The sequence below is a fragment of the Empedobacter sp. R132-2 genome (genome assembly GCF_030324375.1).
Lineage (GTDB): Bacteria > Bacteroidota > Bacteroidia > Flavobacteriales > Weeksellaceae > Empedobacter > Empedobacter falsenii_B.
The window spans coordinates 40,485-59,156 of sequence record NZ_JACAGG010000007.1 but is presented as its reverse complement, the minus strand read 5'-3'; the positions used below and the strand labels follow the sequence as shown (position 1 = coordinate 59,156).

Annotated in this window: 13 protein-coding genes and 1 pseudogene; 6 read left to right on the top strand and 8 right to left on the bottom strand. The window is 32.7% G+C overall.

All coding sequences use genetic code 11. The features are described 5' to 3' along the window. Nucleotide 1 precedes the first annotated feature (1 nt). The 7 genes from hisA to hisG form a co-directional block, all read right to left on the bottom strand. Nucleotides 2-715, bottom strand: a complete 714-nt coding sequence (gene hisA / locus HXZ69_RS05665; RefSeq protein ID WP_219033864.1) for a 1-(5-phosphoribosyl)-5-[(5-phosphoribosylamino)methylideneamino]imidazole-4-carboxamide isomerase — start codon at nt 713-715, stop codon at nt 2-4. A 75-nt stretch (nt 716-790) separates the two neighbouring features. After that, entirely contained in the window at nt 791-3,910 is a 3,120-nt protein-coding gene (locus HXZ69_RS05660; RefSeq protein WP_286495324.1) for a S41 family peptidase, read from the bottom strand. A gap of 19 nt (nt 3,911-3,929) precedes the next feature. Next, nucleotides 3,930-4,508 carry an imidazole glycerol phosphate synthase subunit HisH gene (gene hisH / locus HXZ69_RS05655; RefSeq protein ID WP_286495322.1) on the bottom strand — a complete coding sequence of 193 codons (579 nt, stop codon included), beginning with the start codon at nt 4,506-4,508 and terminating at the stop codon, nt 3,930-3,932. Nucleotides 4,509-4,569: 61 nt separating this feature from the next. Continuing rightward, a complete protein-coding gene (gene hisB, locus HXZ69_RS05650) occupies nt 4,570-5,703 on the bottom strand; it encodes a bifunctional histidinol-phosphatase/imidazoleglycerol-phosphate dehydratase HisB (protein ID WP_286495321.1) in 1,134 nt (377 codons plus the stop codon). 84 nt (nt 5,704-5,787) lie between these two features. Next, entirely contained in the window at nt 5,788-6,834 is a 1,047-nt protein-coding gene (gene hisC, locus HXZ69_RS05645; protein WP_219033862.1) for a histidinol-phosphate transaminase, read from the bottom strand. A gap of 14 nt (nt 6,835-6,848) precedes the next feature. Continuing rightward, nucleotides 6,849-8,135, bottom strand: coding sequence for a histidinol dehydrogenase (hisD, locus tag HXZ69_RS05640; protein ID WP_286495320.1), 1,287 nt, complete (start codon nt 8,133-8,135; stop codon nt 6,849-6,851). A 71-nt stretch (nt 8,136-8,206) separates the two neighbouring features. Next, a complete protein-coding gene (hisG, locus tag HXZ69_RS05635) occupies nt 8,207-9,064 on the bottom strand; it encodes an ATP phosphoribosyltransferase (protein ID WP_286495319.1) in 858 nt (285 codons plus the stop codon). A 404-nt stretch (nt 9,065-9,468) separates the two neighbouring features. Between hisG and hflX the strand changes: the two genes are divergently transcribed. Both hflX and HXZ69_RS05625 read left to right on the top strand, forming a co-directional pair. Continuing rightward, entirely contained in the window at nt 9,469-10,692 is a 1,224-nt protein-coding gene (hflX, locus tag HXZ69_RS05630; RefSeq protein ID WP_286495318.1) for a GTPase HflX, read from the top strand. A gap of 298 nt (nt 10,693-10,990) precedes the next feature. Further along, nucleotides 10,991-11,697, top strand: a pseudogene (locus HXZ69_RS05625) (DNA alkylation repair protein). Between the two features lie 58 nt (nt 11,698-11,755). Here HXZ69_RS05625 and HXZ69_RS05620 read toward each other — a convergent pair. After that, nucleotides 11,756-12,463, bottom strand: coding sequence for a Crp/Fnr family transcriptional regulator (locus HXZ69_RS05620; protein WP_125349884.1), 708 nt, complete (start codon nt 12,461-12,463; stop codon nt 11,756-11,758). A gap of 75 nt (nt 12,464-12,538) precedes the next feature. Here HXZ69_RS05620 and HXZ69_RS05615 point away from each other — a divergent pair, with 75 nt between their 5' ends. From HXZ69_RS05615 to HXZ69_RS05600, 4 genes are all read left to right on the top strand, one after another. Beyond that, entirely contained in the window at nt 12,539-14,935 is a 2,397-nt protein-coding gene (locus HXZ69_RS05615; protein WP_286495317.1) for a heavy metal translocating P-type ATPase, read from the top strand. Nucleotides 14,936-15,014: 79 nt separating this feature from the next. Further along, nucleotides 15,015-15,179 (top strand): cbb3-type cytochrome oxidase assembly protein CcoS, encoded by a 165-nt coding sequence (ccoS, locus tag HXZ69_RS05610; RefSeq protein ID WP_019974626.1) that lies wholly within the window; start codon nt 15,015-15,017, stop codon nt 15,177-15,179. Continuing rightward, a complete protein-coding gene (ccoO, locus tag HXZ69_RS05605) occupies nt 15,179-17,446 on the top strand; it encodes a cytochrome-c oxidase, cbb3-type subunit II (protein WP_221854267.1) in 2,268 nt (755 codons plus the stop codon). The genes ccoS and ccoO overlap by 1 nt, the downstream gene beginning before the upstream one ends. A 196-nt stretch (nt 17,447-17,642) precedes the next feature. Further along, complete coding sequence (locus HXZ69_RS05600) at nt 17,643-18,590, top strand: cbb3-type cytochrome c oxidase N-terminal domain-containing protein (protein ID WP_286495316.1); 948 nt, start codon at nt 17,643-17,645, stop codon at nt 18,588-18,590. Nucleotides 18,591-18,672: the final 82 nt, after the last annotated feature.

Genomic DNA, 18,672 nt, shown 5'->3' with positions numbered 1-18,672 from the left:
ATTAGTACAATTGTTTTAAGTCTTTCAACTGAATTCTCCCTTCGTAAATCGCTTTTCCAAGAATTGCTCCTTCACAACCTAATTCTTTTATTTTGATTAGATCATCGATTGAAGAAACGCCACCAGAAGCAATTAATTTGACCTCCGAAGTAGCTAAAATTTCTGCATATAATTCGTTTGAAGCTCCTTCTAACATTCCGTCTTTCGCGATGTCTGTACAAATCACATAATCAATACCTTTGGTTTTATATTCTTGAATAAAATCTATCACATCTAATTCTGACGTTTCTAACCAACCATGTGTTGCTATTTTTCGATCTTTAGCATCCGCGCCTAAAATGATTTTATCGCTTCCATACTGTGAAATCCATTCTTGAAATAATGTTGGATTTTGAACCGCAATACTTCCTCCAGTAATTTGGTTTGCGCCACATTCAAAAGCAATTCTAATATCTTGATCTGCCTTAATTCCACCTCCAAAATCAACTTTTAAATTGGTTTTAGAAGCAATTAATTCTAACGTTTTATAATTAATGATTTCTTTTGATTTAGCTCCATCTAAATCTACCAAGTGCAAATATTCGATACCGTAATCCTCGAATTCTTTTGCAACTTCCAACGGATTTTCGTTGTATATTTTTTTTGTATCATAATCGCCTTGTGACAATCGAACGCATTTTCCGTCGATAATATCTATAGCTGGGATGATTCTCATAACTGTTATGTTAGATTTACTATTTTGGAATTACGATTAAGAAACAATCGTAATTCGTAAATTAACCTTCGTAAATTATTTTAATTCTTTCATGACCTCTTGGATTGCACGTTCCAATTGTGGGTCTTTATTTTCTAATCGATCTAAGAACGTATTTTTAATATAAATGTCAGGTTTAACTCCAGTTTTTTCTAAATTTTGTCCGTCCAAAGTATAAGTTCCCCAACTTGGTAAACGATAAAATGAGCCATCAACTAATCCTTTTCCAGAAGTGAAAATGATCCAACGATACGTTTCTTGCCCGATGATTTTTCCTAATTTCAAGGCTTTGAATCCTGCAGCTGTCATTTCTGCATCGCTCAATGAGTATTCGTTAATTAATAAAACAATTGGTTTTCCTGAAGGAGCAAAATTTGGTTGAACAGTTAATTGTCCTTCACGATATTTCCATTTCAAATAAGGTCTTTGCGATAAAAAGTTCAAAACTTTATCATGTACATTTCCACCTGTATTGAAACGTAAATCTAAAATGACACCATCTTTTCTATTCTCTTGCTCTACCATGTCCAATAAAAACACATCCAATTCAGAAGTAGACATATTTTTCATGTACGAATAAGCAATTCTATCGTTGCTTAATTTTTTTACACGCTGACGATTTTCATAAATCCATTCATCATATAAAAGTGATTTCAATTCGTTATTTGAAATTGGATGAATCTTCGTAGAAATTGTTTTTCCTTTTCGGTCAAATTCAAGAGTTAATTCTTCTAATTTTTTAGGCGTTGTAAAATAAGTTTCACGATTTTGGTTTGGATCGATTTTTTGTCCATTCACACTTACTAAAATATCACCTTCTTGAACATCAACATTTTTAAGGAAAGCAGGAGATTTTCGTAAGATTTTTTCAACTGCAAAAGGTTGATCTTTTTTGAAAATAATTCCTGTTTCGTTGGTGAAATAATTCAATCTTCTACTTTCTTCTTTTCCGAAAGATGAAAAACCTAAATGCGAAGAATTTAATTCACCTAGCATATCATTTAGCAAAATTCTTAAATCATTTCGATTGTTTACATAAGGTAAAAACGTTGCGTATTGTTCTTTTTTTGCTTTCCAATCAATTCCGTGAAAATTCTCATCATAGAAATTTTCTTCTACTCCAGCCCAAGCTTCTTCGTACATTTGATTGAATTCTGAAGCCAAGTTTTTATTGAAATTATATTTAATACTAACTTTTTCAGGATTTGTAGAATTAATACCAAATTTGTAAACAGAATTATCGATTAAAGCGTAAAGATTTTTCTCATTTTTCAAGATAAAATCAGCGCCTTTGTTGAATATTTTGTCTGTTTTATCTTCTTCAAAATCAGCGGTCGTTTTTCTGTATAACTGAAATTTACCATTTTCTTGGTTAGTATTATAGAATAAAAATTGCTTTTTATCATCCGCAAAAACAAAAGGATTTGTCTGATATCCAAAACGGTCTGTTACCAATTCAATTCTTTCTAAGAATCCTTCTGGATTAATAGTTAATGCTTTAAAATCGTTCTTTTCTTCTTTTTTCTCTTTCTTCTCAACCTTTTTTTCTTCTACAAATAAATTATCAAATTTTTCTGATTTATAAGCTTGATCAAACCAATCTAAAGAAGCACGATAAATACTCGATTCTTGCATTCCCAAAGGATAGGAAGGATTTTTTCTGTCGCTTGAAAAATAAATGTATTTTCCGTCTGGTGACCAAGTAGGGTCAGCTTCTGAAACACCAGTATTTGTTAAATTAACCGTTGTATTTTTCTTGATGTTGTGAATAAAAATATCTAACTCGAAATTACGTTTTGCAGAGAATAACACATATTCATCATTTGGAGAAAAAGATGGTTTCGAATTTTGGAAAGCCCAAATTTCATCTTTAACAATTGTTGATGATTTAAGTGATTTCAAATCTAATAATCTTACTTCATCGCGTCCGCTTAAATAAACAGCTTGTGATAAATCGTTGTTGAATGTAATGTCTCGATTATTTCTTAAATCAGAAGTTAATTGTTCAACTTTTCCTTTTCCGTCAGCCGAAATTTTAAACCAATTTTGGTAACCTTTATACGTTTGGTTGAAGATTAAATTTTTGTTGTCTTTTAACCATTTTACTTCTAAAACACGCTCTTTTCCATCAGAAATTTGATTGACAAACTTTCCTTCATTATCCGAAACAAAAATAATTCCTCTGCTTACAAAGGCCATTTTCTTTCCATCAGGAGAAATGTCAAAATAATCGATGTTATTATCAACTTCAAAATTTTGCTCTTTTTCTAAAGATTTATTCGAATTAACATTAATTGTAAGAGGTTTCGACGTTTTAGTTTTTACATCGTAAACAAATAATTGATAATCTTTTTCGAAAACAACTTTTGAACCATCAGCTGAAACAAAAGGTTTTTTAATCGAAGTTTCAAATTTTGTTAACGCTTCTTTTTTACCATTTGCTAATTGATATAAGTTGTATTCGCCATTATTTTCGTCCGAAATAAAATAAATAATTCCGTTTTTATCAACCGTAGGATTAAAATCTTTTCCGTTATAATCGGTATATTGTTTATAACTTTTTGTGGTTGGATTATATCCTAATAAATCTGGATTATTTTCGCCTTTGTATCTTTTTCGTGTAACTTGACTTGCACTTTCAGACGAGTTAGTGAAAATATATTCGCCTTGAGGAGTTTCTACTAAACCATTTGTTGTATTAAAATAATTTGTAAAAAGCGCTTCTGGTGTTTTTCCATCTAAATCAATTTTAAAACTTCCAAATCCATTATTTTGATTTGATGTAAAATAGATCGATTTACTGTCCCAACTCCAACTCTCGACTTCATCTTTGGCTTGATGAAAAGTCAATTGCTTAATTTGTCCACCATTTATAGGCATTATATAAATATCGTAATTTCCATATTGATTAGAGCTGAATGCCAGCCATTTTCCGTCTGGTGAAACACGAGGATTGATTTCTTCTCCTTCTAAAGCTGTTATTCTTGCAGCATTCCCGCCATTTATATCGGTTGACCAGATGTCGCCATCGTAACTAAAATAAACCGTTTTAGCATCAGGACTTAAAGAAGGAGTAGAAGTGAAGTACACTTTTTCTTGAGCAGAAACCTGCGAAATTGCAAAAGCACTAAGTATAGTAAAAACTATTTTTTTCATGTGTGTGAATTTATAATTACTATAAACTTAGAAAGTTTTTTAGTATTTGTTCTCCTATTCTTGCAGATTTCTCTGGGTGAAATTGAGTTGCGTAAAAATTATCTTTATGTAAAGCTGCTGAATATTCTAAAATATAGTCTGTTTTCGCGATCGTATATTCTGAATTTTCGCAATAAAAACTATGTACATAATAAAAGTCGGAGTTCTCTTCTACTTCGTTAAACAAAGGTGTTTTTAAGTCATAAATCGTATTCCAGCCCATGTGAGGAACGATTTCGGTTGATGGAAATAACTTGACTTGAATAGGGAAAATTCCTAAACAATCGGTATTTCCTTCTTCCGAATAAGCGCACATTAATTGTTGTCCCAAGCAAATGCCTAAGGTTGGTTGTTTTAAGTTTTTAATGACTTTATCTAATCCTTTTACTTTTAAATAAGTCATTGCGGAACTTGCTTCTCCAACTCCTGGAAAAATTACTTTGTCAGCATTTTGCAAAGTTTCAAAATCGTCTGTAATTATAGCTTCGAACCCCAAACGAGTTACTGCATTATATACCGATTTTACATTTCCTGCATTGTATTTTACTATTGCTACCATATTCTTTGATTTACGACTTTTGATTTACGATTGATATTAATCTTAAATCTTCATTCGTCAATTATAAAAGTCCTTTTGTTGAGGGTAAAATCATTTTTTCAGGATCGCGTTTTACAGCTACTTTAATGGTTTTTGCAAACGCTTTGAAAATAGCTTCGATTTTGTGGTGCTCGTTTGTTCCTTCCGCTTTGATATTTAAGTTTGCTTTTGCTCCGTCTGTAAATGATTTGAAAAAGTGATAAAACATCTCAGTTGGCATTTGACCAATCATTTCGCGTTTAAAATCAGCTTCCCAAACTAACCAGTTTCTTCCGCCAAAATCAATTGCTGCTTGTGCTAAGCAATCGTCCATCGGTAAAGTAAATCCGTAACGTTCGATACCTAATTTATTTCCTAATGCTTGCGCAAAAACTTCACCTAAAGCAATTGCTGTATCTTCAATCGTGTGGTGTTCGTCCACTTCTAGATCTCCATCCACTTTTATCACTAAATCCATTTGTCCATGACGAGCGATTTGATCTAACATATGATCGAAAAAGTGAATTCCTGTCGAAATATCCGATTTTCCTGTTCCGTCAAGATTTAAATCAATTTTAATCTTTGTTTCATTCGTATTACGAACAATTGAAGCAGTGCGATTTTGAAGTTTTAAGAACTCGTAAATCTCTTTCCATGAAGTTGTTTTTAAAGCAATCGCATCATTTAATCCTTTGTTATCATTGATTTCGTCTGCGCCTAAAGCTTCATCATTCGCGATAAAAATTCCTTTTCCACCAAGATTTTGAGCTAATTTAACATCCGTTATTCGATCACCGATTACAAACGAATTTGTTAAATCATATTCAGGGTTATTGATATACTCTGTTAATAAAGCCGTTCCAGGTTTACGCGTTGGCGCATTTTCATGAGCAAAAGTTTTATCAATGTAAATATCCTCGAATTTCACGCCTTCATTTTCGAATGCTTTCACTACGAAATTTTGTATTGGCCAAAATAATTCCTCAGGATTAGAAGGCGTTCCTAAACCATCTTGGTTGGTCACCATAACTAATTCGTAGTCCAATTCTTTTGCAATTTTACCTAAATAAGTAAAGGCTTCTGGATAGAATTCTAATTTGGAAAAGCTGTCAACTTGGTAGTCAGCTGGCTCTAAAATCATTGTTCCATCACGATCTATGAATAGTATTTTTTTCATTTTAGTTGTTTTTGATGTCATTCCGATGTTAGGAGGAATCTCAGAGATTTCTCATTTCACTGTCGTTTCATTCGAAATGACAAATTATATTATTTTAAGTGTTTGTATTAATTTCTGATTTTCAACTTCCGTTCCAACTGTAATACGTAAACAATTTTCGCATAAATCGTCGTTGTTTCTGTTACGAATTACAATTCCTTTTTCGACCAATTGATTGTAACGTTCGTTTGCATTATCAACTTTAATCAAAATGAAATTCGAATCGCTTGGATAGATTTTTTCTACAAATGAGATATCAGTTAAAGCATTTTCTAGAACTTCTTTTTGTTGAATAATCGTATTTGTAATAGCTATCACTTTATCGTAATCGCTTAAAATTTCAATCGCTTTTAATTGTGTTAATTGATTGATGTTATAAGGTGGTTTTATTTTATTTAAAACATCCACAATTTCTTGTGAAGCATACAAAATTCCTAAACGAATTCCTGCTAAACCAACCGCTTTCGACAAAGTTTGGGTAACAATTACGTTTGGATAATTTTTGATTTCTTCTATCCAAGACTGTTCTGTGGCGAAATCGATATAAGCTTCGTCGATAATTATTAAGCCATTGAAACGATTCACAATTTCTAAAATAGTTTCTCTTTTGATGATTTCTCCTGTTGGATTATTAGGAGAGCATAAAAAAATCATTTTTGTATTTTCATCTACTTTTGAGAAAATATCTTCGATGTTTGGTTGAAAATCTTCTTTGTTTAATAACGATTTTCGGTATTCAATAGCATTTAAATTCGCTAAAACACCATACATTCCATAGGAAGGTGAAATCGCAATAACATTATCTTGATTCGGTTCGCAAAATGCTCGGAAAATTAAATCTAACACTTCGTCACTTCCATTTCCTAATAGAATCTGATTTGCAGGAAAGTTTTTGATTTCACTTAAAATCGATTTTACATTACGTTGTAAAGGATCAGGATAACGATTCAATCCATTATTGAAAGGATTTTCGTTCGCATCCAAGAAAACGAAATCGTTATTTATTTCTTGAAATTCGTCACGAGCTGATGAATAAGCTTTCAGCGTTTTTACGTTAGGACGAATGATGTTATTTATGTTGAATGAATTCATGTACGATTTTTGATTTACGATTTTAGATCATTTAGTCTTAAGGTTACTGCATTTTTGTGCGCAAATAACTCTTCGGCTTCAGCCATTAATTCGATTGCTGGACCAATGTTTTGAATTCCTTCTGCTGATAATTTCTGAAACGTGATTTTCTTGATAAAACTATCAAACGAAACTCCTGAATAATTTTTTGCATAACCATTAGTTGGCAAAGTGTGATTGGTTCCTGAAGCATAATCACCAGCCGATTCACACGAATAATTTCCTAAGAAAACTGAACCTACATTAATAATTTTATCGATGTAATTGTCAGCCGTTTCGCAAGCAAAAATTAGATGTTCTGGCGCGTAAATATTCGAGAAATTTACACATTCTTCGATAGAATTTAGAACAATTCCTCTTGAATTTTCTAGAGCTTTAGTTGCTAATTCTTTTCTTGGAAGAACTTCTAATTGAGCATTAATTTCAACAATTGTTTCGTTTAATGTTTGCTCATTCGTTGTTAATAAAATCACTTGCGAATCGATTCCGTGTTCTGCTTGTGACAATAAATCGGCTGCGACATATTTAGGAACTGAAGTTTCATCAGCAATCACCAAAACTTCACTTGGTCCAGCTGGCATATCAATAGCTACACCAAAGTTTTGAGCCACTTGTTTCGCAGCTGTTACATATTGATTTCCCGGTCCAAAAATTCTATCTACTTTTTGGATTGTTTCTGTTCCAAAAGTTAAAGCTCCAATCGCTTGGATTCCGCCAACTTTATATATTTTTTCAATTCCGATTAAGTTTGCAGTATACAAAATTGCTGGGTGAATTTTTCCTTCTTTGTTAGGAGGTGTACATAAAATAATATTTTGGCAACCAGCTAATTTAGCAGGAATTCCTAACATTAATGTCGTAGAAAATAACGGAGCTGTTCCGCCAGGAATATAAATTCCAATATTTTCTATACCGCGAGATTCTCTCCAACAATTTACACCTCTTGTTGTTTCAATAACTTTTATTTCTTCGGGTTGTTCAGCGTGAAACTTCTCAATATTAGAAGCTGCTAATTGAATTGCTTGTTTTAAATCTTCAGAAATTAAAGTTTTTGCTTCTTCAATTTCTTGAGTAGAAACTTCTAAAGAAGTTAACTTAACTTGATCAAATTTTTCTGTAAAATCAATTAATGCTTGATCTTTTTCTTTTTGAATTTTTCCAAAAATATCTAAAACTATTTCTTGTAAATCTTGTGCTTCTTTCGTTGGTCGAGCTGTTAACTTAGACCAGTCTGAAAGTTGAGGTTTGATATATGTTTGCATGTTGTTACGAATTACGATTTTAGAATTACGAATTACGATTGAATCGTAAATTGTAAATCGTCAATCAAAAATTATAAAATCATTTTTTCAATTTCTAATACTAAAATTCCTTCTGCACCCAAAGCTTTCAATTGCTCGATGATGTCCCAAAAAGTATCTTCCTTAATGACAGTGTGGATTGATGACCAACCTTTCTCGGCCAATGATAAAACTGTTGGAGATTTCATTCCGGGTAACAAAGCAATGATTTCTTCTAACTTTTCGTTTGGGGCGTTTAATAAAATATATTTGTTTTCAGAAGATTGTTTTACTGCTTCGATTCTAAATAAAAGACGATCTAAAATAGCTTGTTTTTCAGCATCGAGATTTTGATTAGAAATTAAAACAGCTTGCGATTCAACCACCGTTTCCACTTGTTTTAAACCGTTTGTTAATAGAGTAGAACCTGTAGAAACGATATCAAAAATAGCATTTGCCAAACCGATACTTGGAGCAATTTCTACGCTTCCTCCGATTTCTTCAATCTTGACATTAATTCCTTTTTCTTGGAAGAATTTCACTAAAATACGTGGATAAGAAGTTGCAATTTTTTTATCTTGAAAATAACTTAAATCTGTATAAATTTCATCTTTCGGGATCGCTAAACAAAGTTTGCAGCCAGCGAATCCTAATTGACGGATTTGAGTGACATTTTTATTTTTTTCCCAAACTTCATTTTCACCTAAAATACCAATATCAGCAACCCCTTGTTCTACATATTGCGGAATATCGTCATCACGTAAGAATAAAACTTCGATAGGGAAATTAGGAGATTCGGTTCTTAATATTCGATTACTTGTAGAGATTTTAATTCCGCAATCTTTCAATAATTCGAGTGATTTTTCACTTAATCGACCGCTTTTCTGAATGGCTATTTTTAATTTACTCATTTTTAATATTTTATATTTTAAAGTTTGAGTAAATCGATGATTAAATCTTGAAGTAACAAAAAATCCCGTTCGATTTACTCAAACGGGATTTAGATATTGTGATAAAATCATTACATACCACTATCTGCTCGCTTGAGTGCAAGTATGATGGTGATGATGATGTAATTGATTTGGGTACATTTTACTTTTTTGCTGAAACAAATGTAGAAAGGAAATTTTAATTGACAATAGATTTTCTGAAAATTAGTAAATAAACTTGTTATTAATTATGAAAACCTTATTTTTTTCTATTTTTATCCAAAAGAACTCAAATATTTATTAAGTTTTATTGATTTGATTAATTCTCAATATTTTATAGAAAGTTCGGTTACATCCAAAACTTTCTTTTATTTTTGCAGTAATATATGTTAGAAAAACAAGAAGCACAATACGAAAAAGTAGTTTTAGTTGGATTGATTACACGTGAACAATCCGAAGAAAAACTGACGGAATATATGGATGAATTGGAGTTCTTAGCTTATACAGCTGGAGCGACAGTTGGAGAACGTTTTACACAAAGAATGGACAAACCTGATTCTAAATTCTTTGTAGGAAGCGGGAAATTGGATGAAATCACAGCTTTTGTCGAAGAATATGATATTGATACAGTTATTTTTGATGATGAATTAACGCCTTCTCAGTTGAAGAATATTGAGAAAGTTGTCAACAAAAAAATCATCGACCGTACACAATTGATTTTAGATATTTTTGCTCAACGTGCGCAAACTTCTTATGCGCGTACGCAAGTAGAATTGGCACAATACCAATATTTATTACCGCGATTAACACGAATGTGGACGCACTTAGAGCGTCAGCGTGGTGGAATTGGTATGCGTGGTCCTGGTGAAACGGAAATTGAAACGGATAGACGTATTATTCGTGATCGAATTACGTTATTGAAAGAGAAATTGAAAGGAATCGATAAGCAAATGGCTACTCAACGTAAAAATCGTGGAGCATTGGTACGCGTTGCGTTGGTTGGGTATACAAATGTTGGGAAATCAACGTTGATGAATGTTTTATCGAAGTCCGAAGTTTTTGCCGAAAATAAATTATTTGCAACATTAGATACAACGGTTCGAAAAGTGGTAATTGGTAATTTACCTTTCTTATTAACGGATACGGTTGGGTTTATTCGCAAGTTGCCAACACAATTGGTAGAATCGTTCAAATCTACATTAGATGAGGTTCGTGAAGCGGATTTGTTGGTGCATGTTGTGGATATTTCGCATGCGAGTTTTGAGGATCATGTGAATTCTGTGAATCAAATTTTAGCTGAAATAGAGTCGAAAGAAAAACCAACGATTATGGTTTTCAATAAAATTGATAATTTTTCTTATATTAAACAAGATGAAGATGATTTGTCTGAAAAGAAATTTGAAAATTATTCGTTAGAAGATTGGAAACGTACGTGGATGGCGAAAACAGATTATCCGACATTGTTTATTTCGGCAACGGAAAAAGATAATTTAGAAGATTTGCGAAAAACGGTTTATGAAGAAGTGAAAGAAATTCACATGAAACGTTTTCCTTATAATAATTTCCTTTTTCAATATTACGAAGAGGAAGAAAATGATTCGGAAGAGTAGAGTAATAGTTTTAATTTTTAGATTTTTTAAGATTAAAAATTATAATTAATATAACCATAAATAATAATCCAATTTGAATATAAAGACCCATTGAATTTTTACGAAAATTATTATACAACTTTATAAGACCATTGATTATTATAATCAGGAAGAATAATAATATTAGAGGCTTGTGTTTGAAATTCATAAATGTAAGTTTGTATTAAAGTTAGGGAATTTATATTTAATATTTTAAAATAAATAAGAGTTCAGTTTTTGGACTCTTTTTTTGTTAACATCAACATCTAATTGATAAAATATGATAGAGCAATTAAAATCAACTTTACAAGATTTAGCGGACGATGATAAAGCGAAGATTATGATGCGTTTTTTCAAAACTGGAAAAGGAGAATATGGCGAAGGAGATATTTTTCTCGGGATTTCTGTTCCGAATCAGCGTTTGATTGCGAAATAATTTTATCAACAAGTTTCGTTAAATGACATCGAAAATCTATTGAATTTTAATATTCACGAATACAGATTAACTGCTTTGTTGATGTTGGTTTCGAAGTACGAAAAATCAAAAGATGAAAAAGTGAGAAAAGATATCATCGATTTTTATCTTGCTCAAACTTCTCAAATCAACAATTGGATTTGGTTGACATAAGTTGTTATAAAATTTTGGGCCATTATTGTTTTCATCAAAAGCGAGAAGAATTACTTTTTGAATTGGCGGATTCAGAAGATTTGTGGGAAAAACGAATCGCAATTGTATCAACGATATATTTTATCAAACAAAAATCATTTTCAATTGTTCCAGAAATTATGTTGAAAAATCTTCATCATTCGCACGATTTAATGCACAAAGCAAATGGTTGGATGTTGCGTGAAATGGGAAAAATGGACGAAGAAAAGTTGATTGAGTTTTTGGACGAATATACGTTGCAAATGCCAAGAACAACGTTGAGATATGCGCTCGAAAAAATTGATCCAATTCTCAAAGATTATTATATGAAATTGAAATAATTTGCATAAAAAAAGTCGCTCTGTTAGCGACTTTTGATTTTATATCAAGAATAAATTCTTACAAAATAACATGACCTAATTTTGTCAATTTTTGATGATCTAAAACTTTGATTTTTCGTCCTTCAACTTCGATTAATTCATCAGTTTTGAATTCAGAAATCAAACGAATTGCAGATTCTGTTGCTGTTCCAATCAAATTAGCCATTTCTTCGCGTGTCAACGAAATGTTGATAAATCCGTCTTTGTCTGTTCCTAATTTTCCTTCTAATAAAATTAAAACTTCAGCCAAACGTTCGCGAACTGTTTTTTGTGCTAAATAAGTGATTGTTCTGGCGTATTCTCCCAAATCTTTTGCAATTCTTTGTAAAATATTGAAAGCTAATTTTGGATTAACTTCTAATAATTTTAAGAAGAATTTTTCTGGAATATAATATATTTCAACTGGCGTCATTGCAGTTGCAGATGCACCAAAAACTTCTTGACTTAAAATTGAGCGATAACCGATAATGTCACCTTCGTTGATAAAACGTAGAATTTGCTCTTTTCCATTAAAGCCAATTTTGAACAACTTAGCAGTTCCTTTCATTACGCAATATATACCTTTTGGTGTGTGACCTTCCTGTATAATTTCGTCTCCTTTTTTTAGGTTGATGATTTTCTTTTCTTGCTCAAACTCCAATAATTCTTCCTTACTAAAAACCCCGAAAGACTCTGGGTTATCAAACATCGCTTTAATCGATACTACATTCTCATTAAACTCTGACATATCTTGTTGTTATGACTTAATTCATACAAAGTTAACGTTAATTCTGATAAAAGGAAAGTAATTTTGTAAAATAGTATGGAAGAGAATTGTTTTCACTGTGGTCAACGAATTGAAGAAGAGGTTATTCAGTTCGATGAAAAGGATTTTTGTTGTCAGGGTTGTAAAACGGTTTACGAGATTTTAAACGTAAATAATCTAAAAGATTATTACGACCTTAATCGTAATGCAGGTTTGCGTCCTGATGAAAAAAGTAATCATCAATTTGATTTCTTAAACACAAAAGAAATCTTTGATAAAGTTGTCGATTTTTCAGATGACGGCGTTACAGTTGTGTCCTTTTATGTACCTGTAATGCACTGTACTTCGTGTGTTTGGTTGTTAGAAAGTTTGGATACGATTAACCCAAATATTATATCTTCTAATGTCAATTTTACACAAAAAACTGTTCAGATTACGTATCGTGATGCGGATTTGAAATTAGGTGATTTGGCAAGATTTATTACAAATTTAGGCTACAAACCTTCGATTAATCTAAAAACATTAGACAAAAAGAAAAAAAGCAAAGTCGATCGTTCTTTGGTGAGCAAATTGGTAATAGCAGGATTCTGTTTTGGGAATATTATGCTTTTATCTTTTCCAGAATATGTCGAAGTTTTTGGTAATGTAAAAGAACAATGGTTAGATCAAAACAAAGGATATTTCCGTTGGACAATGTTCGCGTTATCGTTGCCTGTTTTCTTTTATTCATCTACCGATTATTTTGTTTCGGCTTGGCAAGGTCTGAAAAATAAATATATCAATATCGATGTGCCAATTGCGTTAGGAATTATTGTGATTATGTTTAAATCGACTTATGATATCATTTTTGATATTTCGCCAGGTTACTTTGATACATTAGCGATGCTTTTATTTTTGATGTTGACAGGTAAATGGTTTCAGCAACAAACAATGCAAGCGTTGGCATTTGATCGAGATTACAAATCGTTTTATCCAATTGCAGTTGCGAAATTAGAAAATGGTTATGAACAACCAATTTTGTTGGCTGATTTGAAAAAAGGTGATCGAATTTTAATTAGAAATGAAGAAATTATTCCAGCCGATGCCATTTTGATGAAAGGTGAAGCGATGATTGATAACTCGTTTGTAACGGGAGAATCTCGCTTGATTCAGAAAAAAGCTGGAGATAAAATATTTGCGGGTGGAAAACAATCTGGTCATGCAATTGAGCTGGAAATTATTTCGGATGTTAATCAAAGTTATTTAACCCAATTATGGAACAATGATGCTTTCCAGAAAGAAGAATCTGAGTTGAATGCTTTGACGAATAAAATCAGTCATTATTTCACATTAATCATCCTTATTATTACAGCAATTTCTGCTGTTTATTGGTATTTCCACGATTCTTCAAAAATATTAGAAGTTGTTACATCAATCTTAATTATCGCTTGTCCTTGTGCGTTAGGTTTATCGTCTCCGTTTATTTTGGGACACATGATGCGTATTTTCGGGAATAAGAAATTCTATGTAAAAAATACATCAACAGTCGAAAGAATGGAGAAAATTACAGATGTAGTTTTTGATAAAACGGGTACAATTACGGAAAGTGATGAAGCGCAAGTGCAATACGAGGGGAAAGAACTTTCTGAGTATCAAAAGCAATTGGTGAAAGCACTGATTAGAAACTCTAATCACCCTTTAAGCCGTACATTATATAAGAAGTTGACGGTTGATGATCATTTGCCAATTTCTAATTACGAAGAAATTGTAGGAAAAGGTCAGCAAGCTGATGTAGATGGACATCAAGTAAAAGTTGGTTCGAGAAGTTTTACGAATGCTATTTTTAATGAAAATAGATTAAATCAATCTCAAGTTTTTATAGCGATTGATGGAGAAGTTTTTGGTAAATTTGTGTATACCAATCGATATCGAAAAGGTTTAGATCGTTTATTGAAAGAGTTGGGTACATATCAGTTACACGTTTTGTCTGGGGATAATGATTCTGAAAAAGAATATTTAGAAACTATTTTTCCAGCCAATGCAAAATTGATTTTTAATCAATCGCCAACTGATAAGTTAGAATATATCAAACAATTGGAACAAGAAGGGAAGAAGGTGATGATGCTTGGAGATGGATTGAATGACGCTGGAGCTTTGAAACAAAGTACAGTAGGGATTTCTATTTCTGAGGATATTAACAGTTTTTCGCCTTCGTGTGATGGAATTTTGGATGCAAAAAGTTTTTCGGCAATTCCAAATTTCTTGAAGTTATCGAAGACCACGATGAAATTTGTAAAAATTGCTTTTTTCATCAGTTTCTTGTATAATATTGTTGGACTTAGTTTTGCTGTTTCTGGTTATTTACAGCCAGTTGTAGCGGCTATATTGATGCCAATAAGTTCTATTTCAGTGTTAATTTTTGCAACGGCAAGTACCCGAATTGCAGATAAATTAACAAAATGGAATTTAGATTGATTTTAAATTAGAGTTATACATACTGCTCTGACCAAAATCATTGTGATAAGAACTTAGGGCTTTGTAATTTTGTGGAGCTATGGGGATATTATTATTAATGATATTAGTTAGTGTCTCTTTGGGGGCAATTTTCCTTCTTTTATTCTTTTTAGGGTATAAGAAAGGACAATTTGATGAGGATGAATCCCCAGCAGTGAGAATGTTAAAAGATGATAAAAAAACACAAGATAAAATCGACTCATAATGCAAATGCAGACTTTTAGTTACGACAATAAGATCGTAAAGTATTTCCTTTATGCCACATTGTTTTGGGCAGTTATGGCATTTTTCTTTGGAGTATTGGTTGCAACTTTGTTGTTTTTTCCAACGTTACCAGAATACATCTTCGGATCGGATGATGGTACAATCGGAGGGAACATCCAAGGCTTAATCAATTCGCAAGGAAAACTTGGTTTTGGTAGATTAAGAATGATTCACACAACATTTGCGGTATTCGCCTTTGTTGGAAACTCGTTCTTTACTGGAGCTTATTATTCAATGCAAAGGTTGTTGAAAACCAGAATGTACAGCGATGTTTTAAGCTGGATCGTTTTCTGGGGATGGCAATTATTTATTGTATTATCATTTGTAACATTTATCTTAGGATACAACACTTCTAAAGAGTATGCTGAGCATGAATGGCCAATTGATATTTTAATCGCGTTAGTTTGGGTATTGTTTGGAGCACAAATGTTCTTAACGATTGCTAAGCGTCGTGTACGTCACTTGTACGTTGCAATTTGGTTCTATATCGGAACTTGGGCAGCAATTACAATGTTACACGTGTTTAACAATTTAGAAATCCCTGTAACATTTAGCTTAACGGCTCCGAAATCATATTCATTGTATTCTGGAGTTCAAGATGCGTTAGTACAATGGTGGTACGGACACAATGCGGTAGCATTCTTCTTAACTACACCTATCTTAGGATTAATGTATTACTTTGTACCAAAAGCAGCTAATAGACCTGTATTCTCATACAAATTATCTATTATCCACTTTTGGTCATTAATCTTTATTTATATTTGGGCTGGTCCTCACCACTTGCTTTATACAGCATTACCAGGTTGGGCACAAGCTTTAGGAACAGGTTTCTCTATCATGTTAATCGCTCCATCTTGGGGAGGTATGTTAAATGGTTTATTAACATTACGTGGTGCATGGGATAAAGTACGAGAAAATCCTATTTTGAAATTCTTCGTAGTTGCCTTAACTTGTTATGGTATGGCTACTTTCGAAGGTCCAATGTTAGCAACAAAAACATTAAATAAAATTGGTCACTTTACAGACTGGGTTCCTGCTCACGTACACGTAGGTACTTTAGGATGGAATGGATTTATCGCTTTTGGTATGATCTATTACTTAGCTCCAAAATTATTCAACACAAAATTAGCATCTGTTAAGATGGCTAATGCTCACTTCTGGATTGGTACTTTCGGTGTCTTATTCTGGGTAATTCCTATGTATGTTGCAGGATGGACACAAGGTTTAATGTGGAAACAATTCGCAGCAGACGGAACATTAGAATATGGTAACTTCTTACAAACAGTTACAATTCTTAAACAATGGTTATATCCATTACGTGCATTCGGTGGAACATTATACTTAATAGGAGCAATCTTAATGATTATCAATGTTTGGAGAACTGTAAAATCTGGACACTTTGTTGCAAATGAAGAAGCAGAGGCACCAGCATTAGCACCAAAAGCTTCTACACGTGCACAAGGAGAAGGTGTTCACTCTTGGATTGAGAGAACTCCATTGGTAATGACAATTGGAGCAGTATTAACTTTAGCAGTTGGTGGTTTAGTAGAGATTGTTCCTACAATCGTAGTAAAATCAAACGTACCTACAATCGCAAGTATCAAACCTTATACTCCGTTAGAATTAGAAGGACGTGATTTATATATTCGTGAAGGATGTAATGCTTGTCATACGCAAATGGTTCGTCCATTCCGTGACGAAGTAAAACGTTATGGTGAATACTCTAAAGCAGGAGAATTTGTTTACGATCACCCATTCTTATGGGGGTCTAAAAGAACTGGTCCAGACTTACACCGCGAAGGAGGTAAAAACCCAGATGCTTGGCATTACAAACACATGTGGAATCCACGTTCTACATCAGATGGTTCTATCATGCCTCGTTACCCTTGGTTAATTGATAATAAATTAGACCGTGAGTTGACGCGTGATAAAATGAAATCAATGGTTGCATTAGGTGTTCCTTATCAACAAGAAGATTTTGACAGTATGCAAGTTTCTATGAACAAACAAGCTTTAGCAATTGAGCAAACTATCTTTAAAGATGCATCTGACTTGAAAGAGTTATATGCGAAAAAAGAAGCAGAAGCTAAACAACAAGGTAAAGAGTTTGTTCCGTTAAGAGATCGTGAGATTACAGCGTTAATCGCATATTTACAACGTTTAGGAACAGATATAAAAGCTGAACAAGTAGAGACAGCAAGTAACTAATGTTAAAATATTATAAAGAATTCCTTTCTCAGTATGAGTATGCATCTTTGTTGCAGACATTAATCCTAATAGGATTTATAGCAGTCTTTGTGACGATTTTTGTTAAGGTTATGAAAAAACCAAAAGAGTATTACAAAGACAACGAGTCAGCAGCTTTAGATTTAGAACCAGAAGAGAACGAAAAAAATAATACAAAATGAGACAACGTACCCCGGCTTATATATTTATCCCATTAACGCTATTAGCAGTAATCTTAGCGTTTACAATGGTGACGCCAGTAGATGTGGTGCCAGAACCAGGTTTTCAAGGAATGATTCACAATTTATTGGTGCACTTGAAACATGTGTTTGCGCAAGGAATTTTCTGGGCAGTATTAGCAGTTGCAATCGTGATGCTTTTAATCATCAATGCTTTAAACAAAGTTGTTGAAGCAGAGAAATTTAAAAGATTATCTGAAGAAGAACAAGCTAAATATTTAGAAGATGGTAAAATAGGTTACTTCAAAAGATTGTTCAGTAGTGCTGGTAAAAAACAATCAGACGAAGAAGAAGAATCTATTATCTTAGATCACGGTTTTGACGGAATCAAAGAGTTAGACAATGCTTTACCACAATGGTGGTTATCATTATTCTACTTTGGTGTAGTATTTATGGTAGTTTACGTAATGGCATATAGCTTCACAGACTTTGCTCACATGGACAAAGAATACGAAGAAGAAATGGTTTACAAAGATGCGCAAGATAGTATTTGGGCAGTTGCAAATGATATTGATATCACAGGAGCTGTAAACAAATCTAACGATCCTGCAATCGTAGAACAAGGTAAAAAAATCTTTGAGCAAAATTGTACACAATGTCACATGGAAGGTGGTAAAGGAGGTATTGGACCAAACTTAACGGATGATTACTGGGTGAATCATGTAGAAGATAGTTTATTCAAAAATATTTATCACATTGTTTACAATGGATCTCCTCACAATCCTCAAATGCGTGCATTTGGACAACGTAAAGAGTTATCTGGATTAGCAATTGAGAAAGTAGCTTCTTACGTATATTACATCAACCAAAAAGAACCTACGAAAACAGTTGCAGAAGGTGCAGCTGCTCCTCAAGGTGACTTAATGGAAGCATGGAAACAAAAGTAATTGATTGAATAATTACAACAAATATCATATTGAAAGAGAGCTTATTTATAAGCTCTCTTTTCTTTTTTAGTCGTAAATTTGT

What these genes read in the sequence shown, in the direction of transcription:
- HXZ69_RS05615 (WP_286495317.1), top strand. Translation starts at nt 12,539, where the DNA reads ATGGAAGAGAATTGTTTTCACTGTGGTCAACGAATTGAAGAAGAGGTT.
- ccoS (WP_019974626.1), top strand. Translation starts at nt 15,015, where the DNA reads ATGGGGATATTATTATTAATGATATTAGTTAGTGTCTCTTTGGGGGCA.
- hisG (WP_286495319.1), bottom strand. Translation starts at nt 9,064, where the DNA reads ATGAGTAAATTAAAAATAGCCATTCAGAAAAGCGGTCGATTAAGTGAA.
- hisC (WP_219033862.1), bottom strand. Translation starts at nt 6,834, where the DNA reads ATGAATTCATTCAACATAAATAACATCATTCGTCCTAACGTAAAAACG.
- hisH (WP_286495322.1), bottom strand. Translation starts at nt 4,508, where the DNA reads ATGGTAGCAATAGTAAAATACAATGCAGGAAATGTAAAATCGGTATAT.
- hflX (WP_286495318.1), top strand. Translation starts at nt 9,469, where the DNA reads ATGTTAGAAAAACAAGAAGCACAATACGAAAAAGTAGTTTTAGTTGGA.
- hisA (WP_219033864.1), bottom strand. Translation starts at nt 715, where the DNA reads ATGAGAATCATCCCAGCTATAGATATTATCGACGGAAAATGCGTTCGA.
- hisD (WP_286495320.1), bottom strand. Translation starts at nt 8,135, where the DNA reads ATGCAAACATATATCAAACCTCAACTTTCAGACTGGTCTAAGTTAACA.
- HXZ69_RS05600 (WP_286495316.1), top strand. Translation starts at nt 17,643, where the DNA reads ATGAGACAACGTACCCCGGCTTATATATTTATCCCATTAACGCTATTA.
- HXZ69_RS05620 (WP_125349884.1), bottom strand. Translation starts at nt 12,463, where the DNA reads ATGTCAGAGTTTAATGAGAATGTAGTATCGATTAAAGCGATGTTTGAT.
- hisB (WP_286495321.1), bottom strand. Translation starts at nt 5,703, where the DNA reads ATGAAAAAAATACTATTCATAGATCGTGATGGAACAATGATTTTAGAG.
- HXZ69_RS05660 (WP_286495324.1), bottom strand. Translation starts at nt 3,910, where the DNA reads ATGAAAAAAATAGTTTTTACTATACTTAGTGCTTTTGCAATTTCGCAG.
- ccoO (WP_221854267.1), top strand. Translation starts at nt 15,179, where the DNA reads ATGCAAATGCAGACTTTTAGTTACGACAATAAGATCGTAAAGTATTTC.